Here is a 19695-nt window from a genome sequence, read left to right as displayed (position 1 = left end):
ACGCTACCTCGCGCTGCGCACGCAGCCTCTCATTTGCTAAGTACAGGAACAAGCATGTTGAACAAAGGCATCACGATCAAGGCGCGGATTGGCCTCACGATGGCTTTTCTCGCCGCGCTGCTAGTCGCCATTGGCGTTTTCGGGTTGTTCGGCATGAGCCGTTCGAACGACGCTTATCAGGACACTTTCACCAATGCCATGCCGAGCGCTGTCGATATCGGCAACGCCGAGCTGTATGCCGCGCGCGAGCGGCTGACACTCGACCGGGCCGTGTTCATGATCGGCACGCCGGAAGCGGCGCCAACGATCGAGCGCGCGCGTGCGATGCGCGTCACATCCGACATGTGGTGGAAAAAGTATATGGACCTGCCGCGCGACGCCGAGGAAGACCGTCTCGCACAGGACGTCATCGCCAAACGCGATGCGCTGCATCAGCAGCTGGACGCTTTTGCGGCGATCGTTACGGCGAGCGACCAGAGCAAGATCGTCGACGGCGCCACGCGCTTGTCGGCGAAGTACAACGAGCTCGTCGACTCGGACGACGCGCTGCGCAAGTTCCAGTTCGTCTCGGCCAAGCAAGGCTACGACTCCGCGCAAAGCAATTTCGAATTGTTCCGCATGGTGAGCGCCGTTGCGCTGCTGGTTGGCGTGCTTGCCGCCGTGCTGTCCTATCTGACGCTCAGCCGTGCGATTGCCCGCCCGCTGGGCGAAGCCCTCGGTCATTTCGACGCGATCTCCGCAGGCGATCTGCGCCGCCCGGTCATGGTCACCTCGCGTGACGAAATGGGGCAGTTGCTTGAAGGCATCGCCAAAATGCAGCGCAGTCTCACCGAAACGGTGCGTACGGTGCGCGGCGGAAGTGAATCGATCGCGACGGCCACGCGCCAGATCGCGGCGGGCAATATCGACCTGTCCTCGCGCACGGAAGAGCAGGCGTCGGCACTGCAGGAAACCGCGTCGAGCATGGAAGAGCTGACCGGCACGGTCAAGCAGAACGCCGACAATGCCCGCCAGGCGAGCTCGCTCGCGGCCAATGCGTCGGAGATCGCCAACCGGGGCAGCGCGGTGGTCAGTCAGGTGGTCGGCACAATGGGCGACATCAATCAGAGCTCGGCGAAGATTGCCGACATCATTTCGATCATCGAAGGGATTGCGTTCCAGACCAACATCCTGGCCCTGAATGCGGCCGTGGAAGCGGCGCGGGCCGGCGAAGAAGGGCGCGGGTTCGCGGTGGTGGCAGGCGAAGTGCGCAGCCTCGCGCAGCGTTCGTCGGCGGCGGCCAAGGAAATCAAGGAGCTGATCGACACCTCGGTGGAGCGCGTACAGTCCGGCTCGGCGCTGGTCGACGATGCGGGCCGCACGATGACCGAGATCATCGGCGCGGTGCAGCGCGTGACCGACATCATGGGCGAGATCGCCGCGGCCTCGGAAGAGCAAAGCAGCGGCATCGACCAGGTGGCGCGCGCGGTCACCCAGATGGACGAGGTGACGCAGCAGAACGCCGCGCTGGTCGAAGAAGCCGCCGCGGCAGCATCTTCGCTCGAAGATCAGGCCGGCAAGCTGCGTGCCGCGGTCGCGGTGTTCCAGCTTGAAGAAAGCGGCTACAAGGCGCCGGTGAACGCTGCGCCGAAGCGCGCGGCCGCGCCGGTTCGCTCGGCGGCGGCACGCAAAGTGTCACACTCCATGTCACAAACTGGTGCGCAGCCCGTCACAGTAGCCAGGGCACCTGCCGTACCCGCAGCAGCGCCGACTGCCGCCGCGCCGACGAGGGCGCCGGCCAGGGCCGTGGCGAGCGCCGGCAGCGATCAGGATTGGGAAACTTTCTGATCGGGAACAAATGACTGGCGCGGCATGGGAGCGCGCGGCAATGTGCCAGGTCGTGCGCCGTCAGCGCCGCGTTTTGAACGCGACGCCAGGCGCTACGACCGGTCATGCGACGGCCACCGTGTTGCAACATTCGTTCCCGATGAAACATTAGACGGAATCACGCTTGTGCGGATCGGCCGCATGACGATAAAGACCGCGATTGCGCATGCAACCGCGGTCTTTTTTCATGGTCTGCGGACTAAGTAACGTTCACAAGCGTTGTCCACGCCCTGGCGAGCGTCGCGATCCGGTACATTGACGGGCGCGACTACGGCTTGCATCGGCAACATCGCCGTTTCAGGGAGTCAGCGCGCGGACCGTGAGCCCGCTATCCCAACTGCTGCAACTCAGCGCCGCAGCCCACCGCTCAACGCGCCAGCCCACCGCTCAACGCGCCAGCCATAAAGGACCGACATGACGCCACACGACCTCGCGCACCGCCTCGTCGAAGCTCGCAGGCAGCATCGCCCGATCGATGCGCCTCCACCCGACAGCCTGCCGCCTGACGCGGCAACCGCATACGCGATCCAGCAGGCTGTCATCGCAGGCCTCGGCGATTCGACGGGAGCGTGGAAGATCGGCGCCAGAGTGCCGGGCGGGGCTGCCGCCGGCGCGCCGATTCCGGCTTCGCTGGTGCTGCCGTCGCCCGCGCGGGTGGCCCACGCCGGCTTCTTCCGCGTGCTGGTGGAGCTGGAGATTGCCTTTCGTTTCGCCGAGGCCATCGAGCCGCGCGGCCGGGCTTATGCGCGTGACGAGGTGCTCTCGAAGGTCGGTGTCGTGCTGCCGGCCATCGAGATCGTCGATAGCCGCTTTGCCGACTGGCCCAACGTCGCGCCGCTCGCGCAACTGGCCGATGCACAGAACAACGGCGCATTGGTCACCGGTCATCCGGTCGCCTATGCAGGCCTCGCACGCGGCTTCGATTTCGTATCGCCCGAACTGGAGCTGAGTTTCGACGGCGACTCGCTGGTGCCGGACGCCACCGGTAATCCGGCTGGCGATCCGCGCGAACTGCTGGTGTGGTTCGTCAACCATTGCGCCGCCATGGGCATCACCATCGAGCCAGAATGGACGATCACGACCGGTTCGTACGTCGGCGCGCACAGTGTGGACAAGGCGGGCATTGTGCGCGGCCATATCGACGGTCTCGGGGAAGTGGAGATTGAACTGACCTGAGCGTGGCGGTGTACCGGGTGTACATGTAACGGTCCGCTTGTAACCGTCGGCTTGTAACTCTCCGCTTGTAATCTTCGCTTGTAATCTTCGCTTGTAACCCCGCTTGTAACCTCCGCTTGTAACCCTCATTACGAAGCATCAAGCAAACGGCTGCCCGCGGGCGGCCGTTTTACATTTGCCGCATCCGCACGGGGTGCTTTGCCGTATACACCTATGAAGCGACCCGTAGTGCGGCCGTGATCCAGTTATACGTTCGGCTAACCATGTTACTGACGCGGTTAATACGAGGGCCAGCATGAGCGGCTAGCGCGCGGCGATCTACTGCGCTCCATGTGAAATCTCATGGAACAAAACGGCCTGCGCGTTGACGAACCGCTAGACGATGCGCCGGTGAGCAGCGCTTCTGGTCAGCATGGCGAAGGAACATGTAACACAGCGCCTGTCGCTGTAGACCAAATGGCGATGCCGCGCGTTGATGAAACAAGTACGGGGGCACAGGAAAGCGCGTGACGTCCGCGTTCGATGCAACAAAGTGTGCGGGTGCAGACACGGTGTCCGGTGCAGCAGTGAGATCGTTCGATGAATGAGACGATTCGTGTAACGGAGCATAGCGAACTGTGCTGAGCAGCACGGCGAGCAGGCGGCTTTGGAGAGGCGGCAACGTGCGCCGGCGCAGTCGCTCCGCATTGGCTGCGCATTTGCTGTGATGCGAGCGCAAGATTGTATGTGAGCGAATCTGTGTTTCCAAGTGAGGAATGTCGGGATTCGGGTACGGCGCGATTTTCGCAACGTAGTTCGTGAAAAAAAATTTAAAAGGGTTTAGGATGAATTCGAGCGATGTCGTTTCCGAATAGCGCGCCGCGCACGACATCGGTCTAGACTTCGGCGAGGAGGTAGCATGGATATCTACAGCAGTTTCGCGACCCGCTTCGAGAAAACGCGAGAAGATGAACTCTCGCTCGAGGAGTATCTCGCGCTCTGCAAAGACAATCCCGCCGCGTACGCTACGGCTGGCGAACGCATGTTGACGGCAATCGGTGAACCAGAACAGATCGACACTCGCAACGATCCGCGCATGTCGCGTATCTTTGCGAACAAGGTCATCAAGGTATACCCCGCATTCCGTGAGTTCTACGGAATGGAAGAGGTGATCGAGCAGGTGGTCGCCTACTTCCGGCACTCGGCCCAGGGGCTCGAAGAAAAGAAACAGATTCTGTATCTGTTGGGACCGGTCGGCGGCGGTAAATCGTCGATCGCGGAACGTCTTAAGCAACTCATGGAACGCGTGCCGTTCTACTCGATCAAGGGCTCGCCCGTGAACGAGTCGCCACTCGGTCTGTTCGATTACGACGAGGACGGTCCGATCCTCGAAGAGCAGTACGGTATTCCACGCCGCTACCTGAAAAACATACTTAGCCCGTGGGCGGTAAAGCGCCTGCACGAATACAACGGCGACATCCGCAAGTTTCGCGTGGTGCGCCGCTACCCGTCGATCCTTCGTCAGATCGGTATCGCCAAGACCGAACCGGGTGACGAAAACAATCAGGACATTTCGTCGCTGGTCGGTAAGGTCGACATCCGCAAGCTCGAACAGTACGCACAAGACGATGCGGACGCATACAGCTACTCCGGTGGCCTGTGCCTCGCGAATCAGGGCTTGCTCGAGTTCGTCGAAATGTTCAAGGCGCCGATCAAAGTCTTGCACCCGCTGCTTACCGCGACTCAGGAAGGCAACTTCAAGGGCACGGAAGGCTTCGGCGCGATCCCGTTCGACGGCGTGATTCTCGCTCACTCGAACGAGTCGGAATGGAAGGCGTTCCGCAATAACCGCAACAACGAAGCACTGCTCGACCGGATCTTCGTGGTGAAGGTGCCGTACTGCCTGCGCTACGGCGAAGAGGTCAAGATCTACGAGAAGCTGCTGCGTAATTCGTCGCTGGCCAGTGCGATATGCGCGCCAGGTACGTTGAAGATGATGGCGCAGATGTCGGTGCTTACGCGCTTGCAGGAGCCGGAAAACTCCAGTCTTTTCTCGAAGATGCAGGTGTACGACGGCGAGAATCTCAAGGACACCGATCCGAAGGCCAAGTCGTATCAGGAGTATCGTGATTTCGCGGGCGTGGATGAAGGGATGACCGGCGTGTCGACCCGCTTCGCGTTCAAGATCCTGTCGCGCGTATTCAACTTCGATTCGACGGAAGTCGCGGCGAACCCGGTACACCTGATGTACGTGCTTGAACAACAGATCGAGCGCGAGCAGTTCCCACCGGAAACCGAACAGAAGTATCTGTCGTTCATTAAGGACGTGCTCGCCTCGCGCTATGCCGAGTTCATCGGCAAAGAGATTCAGACCGCGTACCTGGAGTCGTATTCCGAGTATGGTCAGAATATTTTTGATCGCTACGTGACGTATGCGGACTTCTGGATTCAGGATCAGGAGTTCCGCGACCACGACACCGGCGAGAGCTTCGACCGCGCGGCGCTGAACGCCGAACTGGAGAAGATCGAGAAACCTGCGGGCATCAGCAACCCGAAGGACTTCCGCAACGAGATCGTCAACTTCGTGCTGCGTGCGCGTGCTGCGAATGCGGGGAAGAATCCCGCGTGGATCAGCTACGAGAAGCTGCGCGTGGTGATCGAAAAGAAAATGTTCTCGAACACGGAAGAACTGCTGCCGGTGATCTCGTTCAACGCCAAGGGCTCGGCGGAAGAGCAACGCAAGCACGAAGACTTCGTCAACCGGATGGTAACGAAGGGCTATACGCCGAAGCAGGTGCGCTTGCTGTGTGACTGGTATCTGCGCGTGCGCAAGTCATCATGACACGCACTGCGTGCCGCCCGCGCGGTCCGACCGCGCGGGCACCTTGCGAGGCGCAAGTTGCATGGACATAGCGTTGGGTTGGCAGCCATGCCTATGCAACGTGCGTCTCGCGCAGCGGAAATTCGTGCAGTTGCACGGGGTCCAGGTAAGCGCTAAAGCGCCAACTCGGACCGACATGCGATGCATGGGACCAGGGTAAGTGCTAAAGCGCCAATTCGATCGACATGCGAGTGCATGGGGTCCGAGTAAGCGCTAAAGCGCTAACTCGGACCGACACGGGAGACCGGGCGTGCTTCATCAAATCATCGACCGCAGGTTAGCTGGTAAGAACAAGAGCATTGCGAATCGCGAGCGCTTTTTGCGCCGCGTTAAGAACTATATTCGTCGCGCCGTCTCGGAAGCGGTGCGCGACCGCAGCATTAAAGACATCCAGAACACCCAGAGCATCACGATTCCGCGCAAGGACATCGCGGAACCGTCGTTCCGGCATGGTCCCGGCGGCAAGCGGGAAATGGTGCATCCGGGCAACTCGGACTACATCCGCGGCGACAAGATCCAGCGCCCGCAAGGGGGCGGCGGCGGAGGTGGGGGCAACCAGGCCAGCAACGAGGGCGACGGTCAGGACGACTTTGTGTTCGAACTGAGCCGCGAAGAATTCATGCAGTATTTCTTCGACGACCTCGAACTCCCGCGTCTCGTCAAAACCCATCTGATGGCCGTGCCTACGTGGAAAAGTATCCGCGCCGGCTGGGCGGCCGAAGGCACGCCGAACAATATCGACGTGGTCCGTTCGCTGAGGAGCGCGCTCGGCCGCCGCATCGCCCTTGGTGCGCCGCTCGTCAATCAGCTGCACGAGATGGAACGGCAACTGGAATTGATGAAAGCCGATCCGGACGACCGTCGCGACGAAATCAAACTGCTCGAAGAGGAAATCCACCATTTGCGCGGGCGCATCTGGCGCATTCCGTTTATCGATCCTTTCGACCTGCGCTACGTGAACCGGGTGAAGCAACCCACGCCGTCCAGCCAGGCGGTGATGTTCTGTCTGATGGATGTGTCCGGTTCCATGGACGAGCAGCGCAAGGATCTCGCCAAGCGCTTCTTCATCCTGCTGTATCTGTTCCTCAAGCGTAACTACGAAAAGATCGAAGTGGTGTTCATCCGCCACCATACGCGCGCTGAAGAAGTCGACGAAGACACGTTCTTTCATTCGACGGAAAGCGGCGGCACGGTGGTGTCGAGCGCGCTGGAGCTGATGCGGAAGGTGATGGACGAGCGTTATTCGCCGACTGAATGGAATATTTACGGCGCTCAGGCTTCCGACGGCGACAATTGGACCGACGATTCGCCCAAGTGCCGCAAGATACTTTCAGATGACATCCTGGAGAAGGTGCGCTATTTTGCGTATATCCAGGTCACGCCGGAAGAGCAGAACCTGTGGCTCGAATATGCACAGTTGGCGCTGAGCCAGCCGCACATGGCGATGAAGAAGGTCGAAACCGCGGCTGACATTTATCCGGTGTTTCGGGAATTGTTTGAAAAGCAGGTGGCGTCTTCATGACAAAACACCTGCCCAACGAAGCGCGCGGCGATCAGCCTGCGCGTGGGAAAGGCGTGCCGCAGCAGCAACAGTCGGGGCATGCCGAGGCGAAGGCGGACGATACAGGAGCCGCCGCAGCCGGAGCAGTCGACACCGCTGCAGCACGGGGACACACCGGAACGCCCACTGAGGGGCAAAGGGAAGTCCGTATGAACGTAGCCGATAGACGGCCTTTGCCGTGCCCGTCCGACTGGACCTTCGAATTGATCGAAGAGTACGACTCGCATATTGCCCTTGTTGCAGAGCAATATGAACTCGACGTGTATCCGATCCAGCTCGAACTCATCAGCGCCGAACAGATGATGGACGCTTACGCGTCCGTCGGCATGCCGGTGAACTACCGTCACTGGTCGTTCGGCAAACACTTTCTCTCCACCGAAAAAAGCTACCGTCGCGGGCAGATGGGGCTGGCGTATGAGATCGTCATCAATTCGAACCCTTGCATCGCGTACCTGATGGAAGAGAACACGATGACGATGCAGGCGCTCGTCATTGCGCACGCGGCCTATGGCCACAACTCGTTCTTCAAGGGCAACTATCTGTTCAAACTGTGGACGGATGCGCATGCGATCATCGATTACCTCGTCTACGCGAAGAATTACATTGCGGAGTGCGAGGAGCGCTTCGGGCTCGACCGGGTGGAGGAACTGCTCGACTCGTGCCACGCGTTGATGAACTACGGCGTTGACCGTTACAAACGTCCGCAGAAACTCTCGCTGGAAAAGGAGTTTGCAGCGCGCCGCGAACGTGAGGCTTATCTGCAATCGCAGGTGAACGAACTCTGGCGCACCTTGCCGACCCGGCATACGCCGTTGCCGGAGGAAATCGAGGAGCGTTATCCGCCGGAGCCCCAGGAAAATCTGCTGTATTTCGCGGAGAAGAACGCACCGCTGCTCGAGCCGTGGGAGCGGGAAGTGATCCGCATCGTGCGCAAGGTCGGGCAGTATTTCTATCCGCAGCGGCAAACCCAGGTCATGAACGAGGGCTGGGCCACGTTCTGGCACTACACCTTGCTCAACACGCTGTACGCCCAGGGCAAGCTGGAAGACGGCTTCATGATGGAGTTTCTCCATTCGCACAGCAATGTGGTCTACCAGCCGCCGGTCACGAAGCCTTACTACAGCGGCATCAACCCCTACGCGCTCGGTTTTTCGATGATGAGCGATATCCGCCGGATCTGCGAAGCGCCGACGGAGGAAGACCGCAAGTGGTTCCCCGAGCTGGCAGGCAGCCCGTGGCTACCGGCGATGCACTACGCGATGCGCAACTTCAAGGACGAAAGTTTCGTCGCGCAGTATCTGTCGCCGCATCTGATCCGCGAGATGCGTCTATTCTCGGTGCTCGATGACGACATGCGCGATGCGCTCGAGGTGTCCGCGATTCACGATGACAGCGGGTATCAGTACGTGCGTCAGGCGTTGTCGCGGCAGTACGACATGCATCACCGGGAGCCGAATATTCAGGTGTGGGCGGTGAATACGCGCGGCGACCGGAGTCTGACGCTGCGGCATTTCATGAGCGACAACCGGCATCTGTCCGGCGATAGCGATGAAGTGCTCAAGCACATGGCACGCTTGTGGCAGTTCGATGTCTACCTGGAAAGCGTCGATGAGAATGGCACCGTGCGGAAGCGGTATGAGTGTAAGTATGTGCCGCCGATTATAAGAGTTTGAGGCGGTAAGCCCGCGATGTAGAAGTCAGATTCGATCTGCCAGAAGCCCCCGTATGTCGGCGACGTACGGGGGCTTCTGCTATTGGACGTGCCGCAGACAGTGTCCATGTTTTCAGTAATTTGTGAAAAATGACTAAAAAATGCGCTCACCTTTCGCTTGTGCGCCGGTCGCTCCCTAACAAACTCCCATCTTCTCCTTGCGATTCTGTAAAATTCGCGCACGCGTGCTATGGGGGCCACTGCGGCACCTCGATGCGCGTGTTGTGAAGGCGGCGCCACGACCGCTACCTCCGTTTAAAGACAAGGAAAGACAACAGTATGACCGACCTATCCGACCAACCCGTGGCCACGGCTCACGATCCACACGACACCCGGCGCCGCATCTTCGCGATCGTTGGCGCTTCATCGGGCAATCTAGTCGAGTGGTTCGACTTTTACGTGTACTCGTTCTGCGCGCTGTATTTCGCGCCGGCCTTCTTCCCGAGCGGCAACACCACCACGCAGTTGCTCAACACCGCCGGCGTCTTCGCCGCCGGCTTCCTGATGCGCCCGATCGGCGGCTGGTTCTTCGGCCGGCTCGCCGACAAGCACGGGCGCAAGACCGCGATGATGGTGTCGGTGTTCATGATGTGCGGCGGCTCGCTCGTGATCGCGGTGCTCCCCACGTATGCGCAGATCGGCGCCTTGGCGCCGGCGCTGCTGCTGGTCGCGCGCCTGTTCCAGGGCTTGTCGGTGGGCGGTGAGTACGGCACCAGCGCCACCTATATGAGTGAAGTTGCGCTTAAGGGGCGCCGCGGTTTCTTCGCGTCGTTCCAGTACGTCACGCTGATCGGCGGCCAGCTGTGCGCGCTGCTGGTGCTGGTGATTCTGCAACAAACCCTCTCCACGGAAGAACTGAAAGCGTGGGGTTGGCGCGTGCCGTTCGTGATCGGTGCGTTGGCGGCGCTGGTCGCGCTGTATCTGCGTAAATCGCTCGAAGAAACCACCACGGCTGCAACGCGTCAACGAAAGGAAGCTGGCACGTTGCGCGGCTTGTGGTTGCACAAGGGCGCATTCGTGACGGTGCTTGGTTTTACGGCCGGCGGCTCGCTGATTTTCTACACGTTCACCACGTACATGCAGAAGTACCTGGTCAACACGGCCGGTATGCATGCGAAGACGGCGAGCAGCGTGATGACCGCGGCATTGTTCGTTTACATGGTGATGCAGCCGGTGTTCGGCGCCTTGTCGGATCGTATCGGCCGCCGTCGTTCGATGCTGTTCTTCGGCTTCTTCGCGACCATCGGCACCGTGCCGCTGCTGCACGCCTTGAAGGACGTGACGAGCCCGTATGCAGCCTTCGGCCTCGTGGTCGTGGCGCTGGCGATTGTTAGCTTCTATACGTCGATCAGCGGCCTGATCAAGGCCGAAATGTTCCCGCCGGAAGTGCGTGCGCTCGGCGTGGGTCTGTCATATGCGGTGGCCAATGCGATCTTCGGCGGCTCGGCGGAATATGTCGCGCTGTGGCTGAAGTCGGTGGGTAACGAGTCGATGTTCTACTGGTACGTCACTGCGCTGTGCGCGATCGCCGGTCTCGTGTCGCTGCGTATGCGCGATCCTTCGAAAGAAGGGTATCTGCGTCACGAGCCTTGAGCGTGGGCAATACGCTCGAACAGAGCGCATGAGAACGGCGGCCAGGGGAACCCGGCCGCCGTTTTTTTATCCGGTCGGCAAGCACGGCAAGCACGGCAAGCACGGCAAGCACGGCAAGCACGGCAAGCACGGCAAGCACGGCAAGCACGGCAAGCACGGCAAGCACGGCAAGCACGGCAAGCACGGCGCCGAGCCCATGCTCAAGCCACCACGATCTCCGTTCCCAGCACATGCAGCAGATCGCGCAGCGCCTCGGCTTGCGCCATCTTCGCATCGCTGCGCAAATGAATCTGCACGGCTCGCCCCGCAATGCCGTCGACCGGATGCGCAAGCCACAACTCCACTGCAAGCCCCAATCCTTCCGGCTGATTGACGACGACCGGCTCGATTACACGCGGCTTGAAACAGGCACTGTCGGACATGGCGAATCACCTCGGGGCTGATGACGGTTCGAGGTCCATCCTAATCAGCCGAACGCGCAAGACCAAACGACAAATACACGTTTGCTAATAAGCCGATGCTTAGCAGAAAACGCGCTTATTACAGGAGCATTTCTTGGTTCGGTACGCGCTGCGCCGCTGCTAATGTGACGCCCATGCGTAGCCGTCGGTTGCACCTTGCGGTTGCGACCGTTTTACGACGGATATCGCCGACACGCATCCGTTTCTGAAACGCCGCACACGCGTCGCATACAAACAAAGAGATCCATAAAAATGAAATCGAAAATATTCGCTGCCTGGTTAGTGACAATCACGGGACTGACGATGACGGCATCGGGGCTCGCCCACGCCGATCGTCTCGATGACATCAAGAAGGCCGGCGTATTGCGCGTCGCGACCTTCGACAGCAACCCGCCGTTCGGCTACCTCGACGCAACGAGCAATCACATTGTCGGCCTCGACGTCGACTACGCGAAGGCGCTCGCCGACAAGCTCGGCGTGAAACTCGAACTGCAACCGACCAACCCGGCCAACCGCATTCCGTTCCTCACGTCGAAGAAAGTGGACCTGGTGCTCGCCAACTTCACGATCACCGACGAGCGCGCCAAACAGGTCGATTTCAGCATTCCGTATTTCTCCTCGGGCCAGCAGTTTCTGGCGAAGAAAGGCGTGCTGAAGTCGGCGGATCAGATCAACAGCCTGCGGGTGGGCGCCGACAAGGGCACCACCAACGAGATCACGCTGCGCGAGAAATTCCCGCAAGCCACGATCGTCGCGTACGACGACACGCCGTTCGCGTTTGCGGCTTTGCGCGCGGGCAACGTGCAGGCGATCACGCAGGACGGTCCGAAGCTGGTCGGCCTGCTCGCCAACGTGCCGGACAAGCAGAACTACGAGATTCCGGCGTTCACGATTTCGAACGACTACATGGGCGTCGGAATCCCGAAGGGCGAGACGCGCCTCGTCGGCTTCGTGAACGACACGCTGAAGGGACTGGAAGCCGACGGCTCGGCCGCGAAGATCTACAACCGCTGGTTCGGTCCGCAAACGAAGACGCCGCTCGCGCGCATCTTCAAGATCGGCGACAAGACCTGATCTCCGTGTCGCAGTAGCAGCCAGGAATGAACGGGCACGTTGGCAACGTGCCCGTCGGCGTTTTCGCAAGAAGCGGGTCTAAAGAAGCAGGTTTATAGAAGCAGGTTTAAAGATGCAAGCGTGGCTCGCTCCAAAGTATCTGACGTGGCTATGGCAAGGCTTCGGCGTAACCGTCGGTCTCTCGTTGACGGTGGCGCTTGCGGCCACCTTGTTCGGCTTCGTGCTGGCGATCGCGCGTCATGCCCGGTACGGCTGGCTGCGTCGTACAACAGCCACGTACGTGCTGGTGTTTCGCAACACGCCGTTGCTGGTGCAACTGTTCTTCTGGTACTTCGGCGCGGCCACGCTGATGCCTGACACATTGATGCAATGGCTGAACACGCCGCATAGCGTGCACATCGGCGCGTACGCGTTGCGCTGGCCGACGTTCGAATTTGTCGCCGGGTGGGTCGGACTCACGTGTTATACGGCGGCTTTCATCGCCGAGGAGTTCCAGGCGGGTTTGCGCGGCGTGCCGGGTGGTCAGCATGCCGCGGCCGCGGCCCTTGGTCTCACGCCATTGCAGGCGTTCCGTTACGTCGTTTTGCCGCAAGCCGTGCGCATTTCGCTGCCGCCGCTCTTCGGCCAATACATGAACCTCGTGAAAAATTCAGCGCTGACCATGGCGATCGGTCTTGCCGAACTGTCGTATGCGTCGCGTCAGGTCGAGACGGAGACCTTTAAAACTTTCGAGGCATTCGGTGTGGCAACCGTGTTGTATATCGCCGCTGTCGCGTTGATCGAAGCCGTCTCGCATACGGTGGCGCATGCCCGCGACCGCTCATTCGCGAGGCGCTGAGCATGACATGGACGCTATTCGCCAATAACCTGCCGTATCTGCTGGTCGGCGCTTTTCCGCAAGGACCGCTCGGCGGCGCGGCGCTCACGCTGGTGCTGGCATTGTGTTCCGCGCTTGCTTCGGCGGTGCTCGGTGTCGCGGGTGGGATTGCGCTGACGATGGCGGGGCGCATCGCCCGCGTGCCGTTGCTACTCGTGATCGGGTTCTTCCGCGCGATTCCTGTGTTGATGCTGATCTTCTGGACATATTTCCTGCTGCCGATGGTCTTCCATGTCGATGTGCCCGGACTCGCGACGGTGGTCTGCGCGCTTTCGCTGATCGGCGGCGCGTATCTCGCGCACTCGGTGCACGCGGGCATTCGCGCGGTCGGCGACGGTCAGTGGCAAGCCGGGCTGTCGCTCGGCCTTACACGGATGCAAACGCTGCGCTACGTGTTGTTGCCTCAAGCGATGCGCATCATGGCGCCTTCGTTTGTGAATCAATGGGTGTCGCTGGTGAAGGACACCTCGCTCGCGTATATCGTTGGCGTCGGCGAGTTGTCGTTCGTCGCGACGCAGGTTAGCAATCGGCTGATGGTGTATCCCGCGCAGATCTTTTTGTTCGTCGGCTTCATCTATCTCGTGCTGTGCACGGCGCTTGACCGCATCGCCACTTATGCGCTGACGCGGCGCAGGCGCAACGTGCGGCCGCTCGCGCCAGCCGCCACTCAGGCGTTGTCTGGCGACTAACCGGCTAACCGACTTGCCTGAACCGCTGCGGCATGCTCACGACCGCACGTGAGAGCATGAGCAGGTGGTAATAGAGCCGCATGCTGAAACCGTAGTCGTATGCGAACAGATGCGTGAGCGCGATCTTCAAGCCGAGCAGCGGCTCGCGATTCTTTGCATAGACCGAAACGACGATCGGCGCGAGCCGGCGCAATGCCAGCTTGCGTGACGGTTCCAGTTGCGACGGCAGCTTCAGTGCTTTCACAAAGGCGTAAGCGTTAACGGTCGCCGCGACCGTAGTGCCGCGCGTGCTTTGCGAGATCGAGGCCGCCGTCTTGCGATAGACCGAGACGTATTCGTGCAGATAAAACACCTCGCGCGCGGCGAGACAGAGTTCGGTGCCGAATACGAAATCGCAACACATGCCGTACTGTTCCTTGTAGCCGATCCGTTTCACGAGTTCCGCGTTGGCCATCCAGCCGTTGTTGGGGAACATCTGGATCAAGCCGGTTCTGCCCGGCAGCGGCTGCAGGCCTTGCGCGTCCCGGGTGCGTCGAAACGCAGTGTTCAGGCGCGTGCTGGCCTCGAAGTCGACGGCGCCGGTGTGATCGGCCTCGTACTGATCGGCGAATGCCACTTCGAGTTGCGGATGAAGCTTCCATAGCGACACCAGCTTTTCGATGCCGTCGGTCGTGAGGAGGTCGTCATCGTGAATCAGCAGGATCTTGTCGCCGTGCGCCCGCTCAAAAAGGCTCGCGACATTGCGCGCCTGGCCAAGCGGCGGCTGGTTCATCGCATAGCGGATGCGCGGCTCGTTCGGATAGCGCTGTGCGATCAACTGCTGGGTGCGCTCGTCCTTTGAATCGTCTCCGATCACAATCTCCAGATTGCCGTACGTCTGCGCGAGGCACGAATCGATACACTCCGCGATCAGTTCAGGCCGGTTGCAGGTCGGCAGGCAAATGGAAACCTGGGGAGAGGAATGGGATTGAGAGGAGGGGAAGGTGAACACAGGCGTCTCCTTTCTTTGTTAAGGGGCAGCCGGTTCGCTTTGCGCACACATTGCTGCATGCAGCAAAATAGTTCATTACAAGAAAAAAATAATCGGTAATAAATCGGAAAAAATGTCCGCGTTTTGAAAGGGGTTCGAAGGGGAAAATTTGTGCGGCTTTGCCGCAAAAACGCAGCAAAGCCGCTTGTGGTTGGTACTTAATAATTCAACTGACTGACGGCTCACCCTCTCCGGGTTTCTTGCCGGGATGGTCCGCCGGCGACTGATTGCGCCCCTCGTCGTCGCGTTCCGGCAGCTTGCTTTTCTCATTGTCACTGTGGACCGTGGGCTGCGGATGTTCGATATCGGCCGGCGTGGTGGGTTTGCCTTCTTTCGTTTCGCTCATGGCGTGCTCCTGGTTTGAGAACATCTATAAAGCAGCAAGGCGTGGGCCCGAGCGTGCTGTTCTCACTCTTCGCCCAGCGCCGGCGAGCGCCAAAAACGCACAGGATGCACCCGCGCGGTGCTGAGACGTTACGCGTGAGTGCAAGACCCCGGCGCCGCGGCCGAGGTGCGACACGTCAAAGCCTTGAATCGCCGCATCATCGGGCGCTTCGCGCCAACTGGCACGACATTCGCTTAACAGGAAATCAGAGTAGAAGCGGCTAGCGAGCCGGCATGTATAGGCCGGTCATCGTGGGGCATTGCTCTTGGGGCGCATCGTGCGCCCACGTCGAAGCAATTCGGCGTTTGAACGGAACCGTCCGGTTCCGCCAACAAGGAGCGTGCGATGCAGTTGCCCCAATTTTTCACACGACTGTTGTGCGTCCTCGATTGCGTCTTCGCTTTCGCGAGTTTTGCTGTCTCGCGAGGCCGCCCTCGTGCGTCCGTACGTCACGTCCGTCGCACACCTCACGTGCATAGCATGGATCGTGTCGACGCTCCCTGTCGTTTTGCCTTTCCACTACCCCCCACGTTCACACGGAGTTCAGTCATGTGCGTTCTGCGTCTCCTTTCCCGCATTACCCGAATGGCTCTTTGCGGCCGCTCGCTTCGCTCCTCGTCTCGCTCACTAGTCGCACGCGCCGCAAGCGCTGCAAGCGCCGCAGCGCTCGCCGGTGTCACGCTCGCCGCGCCGTTGGTCCACGCCGAAGATCACGTGACGCTGCTGACCAGTTGGTATGCACAAGCTGAGCACGGCGGTTTCTATCAGGCCGTCGCGACAGGTATCTATAAGAAGTACGGCCTGGATGTCACGATCAAAATGGGCGGTCCGCAAGTCAACGGCATGCAATTGCTCGCCGGAGGCCAGGCGGATTTCCTGATGGGCTACGACTTCCAGGTCCTCTCCAGCGTCGAAGAAGGCATTCCCGTGACGACGGTCGCCGCGGCGTTCCAGTTCGACCCGCAAGGCATGATGACCCACGCCGACGTGACGAGTCTCGCGGGTCTGAAGAACAAGACGATTCTGGTCGCGGGCTCGGGCCGCACGACCTGGTGGCCGTGGCTCAAAGCGAAGTACGGCTACACCGAAGCGCAAGCACGTCCGTACACCTTCAACCTGCAACCGTTCTTCGCCGATCCGAATGTGGCGATGCAGGCGTATCCGTCGTCGGAAACGTTTCAGGCCGAACAGGCGCACGCGAACGCGCACTTCTTCCTGTTCGCCGACGACGGCTATCCGCCGTACAACTCGACGATCGTGACGATGCGCGACACGCTGAAGAACAAGCCGGACATGGTGGCGCGTTTCGTGAAGGCATCGATGGAAGGCTGGAAAAGCTATCTGAACGATCCGGCGCCGGCAAACGTGCTGATCAAGAAAGACAACCCGCAGATGAGCGACGCGCAACTCGCGTACGGCGTCGCGCAACTGAAGAAGCTCAAGCTCGTGACGGGCGGCGATGCAGCTACGCAAGGCATCGGCACGATGACCGACGCGCGCTGGAAGAAGACCTTCGATTACATGGTCGAAGCGAAACTGCTCAAGCCCTCGACCGACTATCGCGCGGCCTACACGCTGCAATACATCCAGAACACGAAGGTCATGCCCTAAGGGTTCCTTAACGCATGCGCCGCATATACGCCTGAACGCTTAAAGAAGGAGTTTCACCATGCTGGTCACCCGTCAAAAAGTCTTGCGCCGCTTCTGGTACGCAATCATGCCGATGACGCAACTCGATGCCGGTCCGCAGCCGTTCACCTTGCTCGGTGAGCCGATCGTGTTATGGAAGGGCGCAGGCGGCAAGCCGCACGCGCTGCGCGATCGGTGCTGCCATCGCACAGCGAAACTGTCGAAGGGTTTCGTCGACAGCGACGGCAATATCGCCTGCGGTTATCACGGCTGGACCTACGACTGCACGGGTCAATGCGTGAAGATTCCGCAGAACAATGGCAGTGCGATCCCGTCGCGCGCGATCGTGCCGTCGTATCACTGCGAAGAACGCTACGGCTACGCGTGGGTCGCCCTGGAAGATCCGCTACAGCCGATTCCCGAGTTTCCAGAAGAAGGCGCGCCCGGCTACCGCCGCATCCTGCAGTTCTACGAGCGCTGGGAAACGAGCCCGCTGCGCATGATGGAAAATTCGTTCGATAACTCGCACTTCAGTTTCGTGCACAAAGGCAACTTCGGTCTGTTCGACAACCCGAAGCCGTCGAAGTACGAATTCCGGCCAAACGAGTGGGGCTTTGAGGCCGAGACGCATGTACCTGTGCGCAATCCGCCGGCGAGCTATCGCATCACGGGCACGACCGAGGAAGTTACCGAGCGCCATCTGATCAACCGCTGGTACATGCCGTTCGCGCGCCGCTTCGGCTGCGTGTATCCGGCGAGCGGCATCCATCACATCATCTATAACTGCGCGACGCCGATCGACGACCGCACGCTGATGCTGTCGCAATGGCTCTATCGAAACGATACCGAAGACGCGTGCTCGACGCAGGAACTGATCGACTGGGACCGTCCGATCACCGACGAAGACCGCGACATTCTCGAAGCCACCGACTACGACGCGTGCATCGACGTACGCCGTCAGCAGGAATGTCACATGGAGTCGGACCAGCCCGGTTTGCTGATGCGCCGCATGTTGCTGAAGCTGCTGGACGATAACGGCGAGTCCGAAGTATTTCGCGAAGTGTTCCCCATCAACGTGGAGCAATGATCATGGCGTCGACAGAACCCTATTCCCCGAAGCCGCCTGCGCCGTTGCTGTCGGTGCAGCGCGTCGACAAGCGCTATCCGAACGGTACGGTCGCGCTCGAAGATGTGCGGCTGTCGATCGAACCCGGCGAGTTCATCTCCTTGCTCGGGCCGTCCGGTTGCGGCAAGAGCACCTTGCTGAAAATGTTTGCCGGCATCGAAACGCCGACGCACGGGCATATGCGCTGGTGGGGACAACCGTTCGACACGGTCGGCTCGACAGGGCGGCGCATGTCGATGGTATTTCAGGAAGCGACCTTGATGCCATGGGCGAGCGTCGCCGATAACGTGCGCCTGCCGCTCGATCTCGCGCACGTGCCGCGCCGTGAAGCCGATGTGCGTGTGGCCGAGGCACTCGATGGCGTGGGGCTCGCGAAGTTCGGCAAGGTGCTGCCGCGCGAGTTGTCGGGCGGCATGCAGATGCGCGCGTCGCTGGCGCGAGCGCTCGTCACCGAGCCGGATCTGCTGCTGCTCGACGAACCCTTCGGCGCGCTCGACGAATTCACCCGCAACCGCCTTGACAGCGATTTGCGCGCGCTGTGGCAACGGCGCGGCATGACGGTGGTGTTCGTCACGCACAGCATTTACGAAGCCGTGTATCTATCGAGCCGCGTGGTGGTGATGCAGGCGCGGCCGGGCCGCATCATCGCGGAAGTGCCGATTGACGGTCCGCCCGAACGCGACGACGCATTCCGCGTCAGCGAGCCGTTCATGCAGCACTGCAAGGCGCTCTCCGAGCTGATTACCGATGCGCATCGCGCGTCGTTCGCGAACGAAGAAACAGGAGTGCAATCATGACGGGCGAAGTGCTTGCGGGTCATCCGGCCAACCCCAACGCCACGCGGAGCCCGGCGGCTGCGAAGCCCGCGCGTCGACCGTGGTTGCAACGTCCAGGTGTGACGAAGGCGATCGCGCCTTGGGTTGTCGGGATCGTGGTGCTGGCGTTGTGGCAGGGCTGGTGCGTGCTGATGAAGGTGCCGGCCTATCTGGTGCCGTCGCCGTCGGCGATCGTGACCGAGTTGGTGCAGGACGCGCCCTTGCTGTTCAGCAGCTTGCTGGCGACGTTGAAAATTACGCTGCTGGCGTTTGCGCTTGCCACCGTGCTGGGCGTCGTCATCGCCTTGCTGTTCGTGCAGAGTCCACTGATCGAAGCAAGCCTGTTTCCCTATGCGATTCTGTTGCAGGTAACGCCGGTCGTGGCGATTGCACCGTTGATCATCATCTGGGTCAAGGACATGAATGTGGCGCTGGTGCTGTGCGCAACGTTGGTGGCCCTGTTCCCGATCATCTCGAACACGGCGCTCGGCTTGCGCAGTGTGAATCCGGGATTGATCAACCTCTTCAAGATCAATCGCGCGACCCGTTGGCAGACTTTGGTGCGCCTGCGCATTCCGAGCGCGTTGCCGTATTTCTTCGGCGGCCTGCGGATTTCGAGCGGGTTGTCGTTGATCGGCGCGGTGGTCGCCGAGTTCGTTGCAGGAACGGGCGGCAGTGGCGCGGGGCTTGCCTATCAGATTCTGCAAGCGGGTTTTCAGCTGAATATTCCCCGGCTCTTTGCGGCGCTGCTGCTGATCACCGTGACGGGGGTCGTGCTGTTCGCCATCACGGCATGGGTGTCGCGCATCGGTTTGCGTGGCTGGCACGATAGCCAACTTTGA

16 protein-coding genes are annotated in these 19695 nt (G+C 60.5%); 13 read left to right on the top strand and 3 right to left on the bottom strand.

What is annotated here, in order from left to right:
- The first annotated feature begins 54 nt into the window (after positions 1–54).
- From HHL24_RS05120 to HHL24_RS05095, 6 genes are all read left to right on the top strand, one after another.
- Complete coding sequence (locus HHL24_RS05120) at positions 55–1827, top strand: methyl-accepting chemotaxis protein (RefSeq protein ID WP_169484369.1); 1773 nt, start codon at positions 55–57, stop codon at positions 1825–1827.
- Between the two features lie 453 nt (positions 1828–2280).
- On the top strand, positions 2281–3042 hold the full coding sequence (locus HHL24_RS05115; protein WP_169484368.1) for a 2-keto-4-pentenoate hydratase: 762 nt from the start codon (positions 2281–2283) through the stop codon (positions 3040–3042).
- Between the two features lie 898 nt (positions 3043–3940).
- A complete protein-coding gene (locus HHL24_RS05110; RefSeq protein ID WP_054039598.1) occupies positions 3941–5863 on the top strand; it encodes a PrkA family serine protein kinase in 1923 nt (640 codons plus the stop codon).
- A gap of 289 nt (positions 5864–6152) precedes the next feature.
- On the top strand, positions 6153–7424 hold the full coding sequence (locus tag HHL24_RS05105) for a YeaH/YhbH family protein (RefSeq protein WP_169484367.1): 1272 nt from the start codon (positions 6153–6155) through the stop codon (positions 7422–7424).
- Positions 7421–9136, top strand: coding sequence for a SpoVR family protein (locus tag HHL24_RS05100; RefSeq protein WP_206002720.1), 1716 nt, complete (start codon positions 7421–7423; stop codon positions 9134–9136). The genes HHL24_RS05105 and HHL24_RS05100 overlap by 4 nt, the downstream gene beginning before the upstream one ends.
- Before the next feature lie 317 nt (positions 9137–9453).
- A complete protein-coding gene (locus HHL24_RS05095) occupies positions 9454–10767 on the top strand; it encodes an MFS family transporter (protein WP_169484365.1) in 1314 nt (437 codons plus the stop codon).
- Between the two features lie 200 nt (positions 10768–10967).
- On the opposite strand, the gene HHL24_RS05090 is transcribed toward HHL24_RS05095, so the two are convergent.
- The gene (locus HHL24_RS05090) at positions 10968–11189 is read right to left on the bottom strand and encodes a hypothetical protein (protein ID WP_063495933.1); all 222 of its coding nucleotides are present in this window, start codon (positions 11187–11189) and stop codon (positions 10968–10970) included.
- Positions 11190–11480: 291 nt separating this feature from the next.
- On the opposite strand from HHL24_RS05090, the gene HHL24_RS05085 reads away from it, so the two are divergent.
- The 3 genes from HHL24_RS05085 to HHL24_RS05075 all read left to right on the top strand — a co-directional run bounded on the left by HHL24_RS05085 (position 11481) and on the right by HHL24_RS05075 (position 13868).
- Positions 11481–12302 carry an ABC transporter substrate-binding protein gene (locus tag HHL24_RS05085; protein ID WP_169484364.1) on the top strand — a complete coding sequence of 274 codons (822 nt, stop codon included), beginning with the start codon at positions 11481–11483 and terminating at the stop codon, positions 12300–12302.
- Between the two features lie 112 nt (positions 12303–12414).
- Complete coding sequence (locus HHL24_RS05080) at positions 12415–13140, top strand: amino acid ABC transporter permease (RefSeq protein WP_169484363.1); 726 nt, start codon at positions 12415–12417, stop codon at positions 13138–13140.
- Positions 13141–13142: 2 nt separating this feature from the next.
- Positions 13143–13868: an amino acid ABC transporter permease gene (locus HHL24_RS05075; protein WP_169484362.1), complete on the top strand. Its 726-nt coding sequence runs from the start codon at positions 13143–13145 to the stop codon at positions 13866–13868.
- Between the two features lie 4 nt (positions 13869–13872).
- On the opposite strand, the gene HHL24_RS05070 is transcribed toward HHL24_RS05075, so the two are convergent.
- Both HHL24_RS05070 and HHL24_RS05065 read right to left on the bottom strand, forming a co-directional pair.
- Positions 13873–14859, bottom strand: a complete 987-nt coding sequence (locus HHL24_RS05070) for a glycosyltransferase family 2 protein (protein WP_169484361.1) — start codon at positions 14857–14859, stop codon at positions 13873–13875.
- 205 nt (positions 14860–15064) lie between these two features.
- On the bottom strand, positions 15065–15244 hold the full coding sequence (locus HHL24_RS05065; RefSeq protein WP_169484360.1) for a hypothetical protein: 180 nt from the start codon (positions 15242–15244) through the stop codon (positions 15065–15067).
- 624 nt (positions 15245–15868) lie between these two features.
- Between HHL24_RS05065 and HHL24_RS05060 the strand changes: the two genes are divergently transcribed.
- From HHL24_RS05060 to HHL24_RS05045, 4 genes are read left to right on the top strand one after another with little or no spacing between them, the layout of a single operon-like run.
- The gene (locus HHL24_RS05060) at positions 15869–16894 is read left to right on the top strand and encodes an ABC transporter substrate-binding protein (protein ID WP_169484442.1); all 1026 of its coding nucleotides are present in this window, start codon (positions 15869–15871) and stop codon (positions 16892–16894) included.
- A gap of 58 nt (positions 16895–16952) precedes the next feature.
- Positions 16953–17999 carry an aromatic ring-hydroxylating dioxygenase subunit alpha gene (locus tag HHL24_RS05055; protein ID WP_169484359.1) on the top strand — a complete coding sequence of 349 codons (1047 nt, stop codon included), beginning with the start codon at positions 16953–16955 and terminating at the stop codon, positions 17997–17999.
- A 2-nt stretch (positions 18000–18001) separates the two neighbouring features.
- A complete protein-coding gene (locus HHL24_RS05050) occupies positions 18002–18835 on the top strand; it encodes an ABC transporter ATP-binding protein (RefSeq protein ID WP_169484358.1) in 834 nt (277 codons plus the stop codon).
- The gene (locus HHL24_RS05045; RefSeq protein WP_230417332.1) at positions 18832–19695 is read left to right on the top strand and encodes an ABC transporter permease; all 864 of its coding nucleotides are present in this window, start codon (positions 18832–18834) and stop codon (positions 19693–19695) included. The genes HHL24_RS05050 and HHL24_RS05045 overlap by 4 nt, the downstream gene beginning before the upstream one ends.

This window comes from Paraburkholderia polaris (genome assembly GCF_012927345.1).
In the GTDB taxonomy this organism is placed as follows: Bacteria; Pseudomonadota; Gammaproteobacteria; order Burkholderiales; family Burkholderiaceae; genus Paraburkholderia; species Paraburkholderia polaris.
Note: the sequence above shows the minus strand (reverse complement) of the source record. Positions and strands in the feature narration are given on the sequence as shown.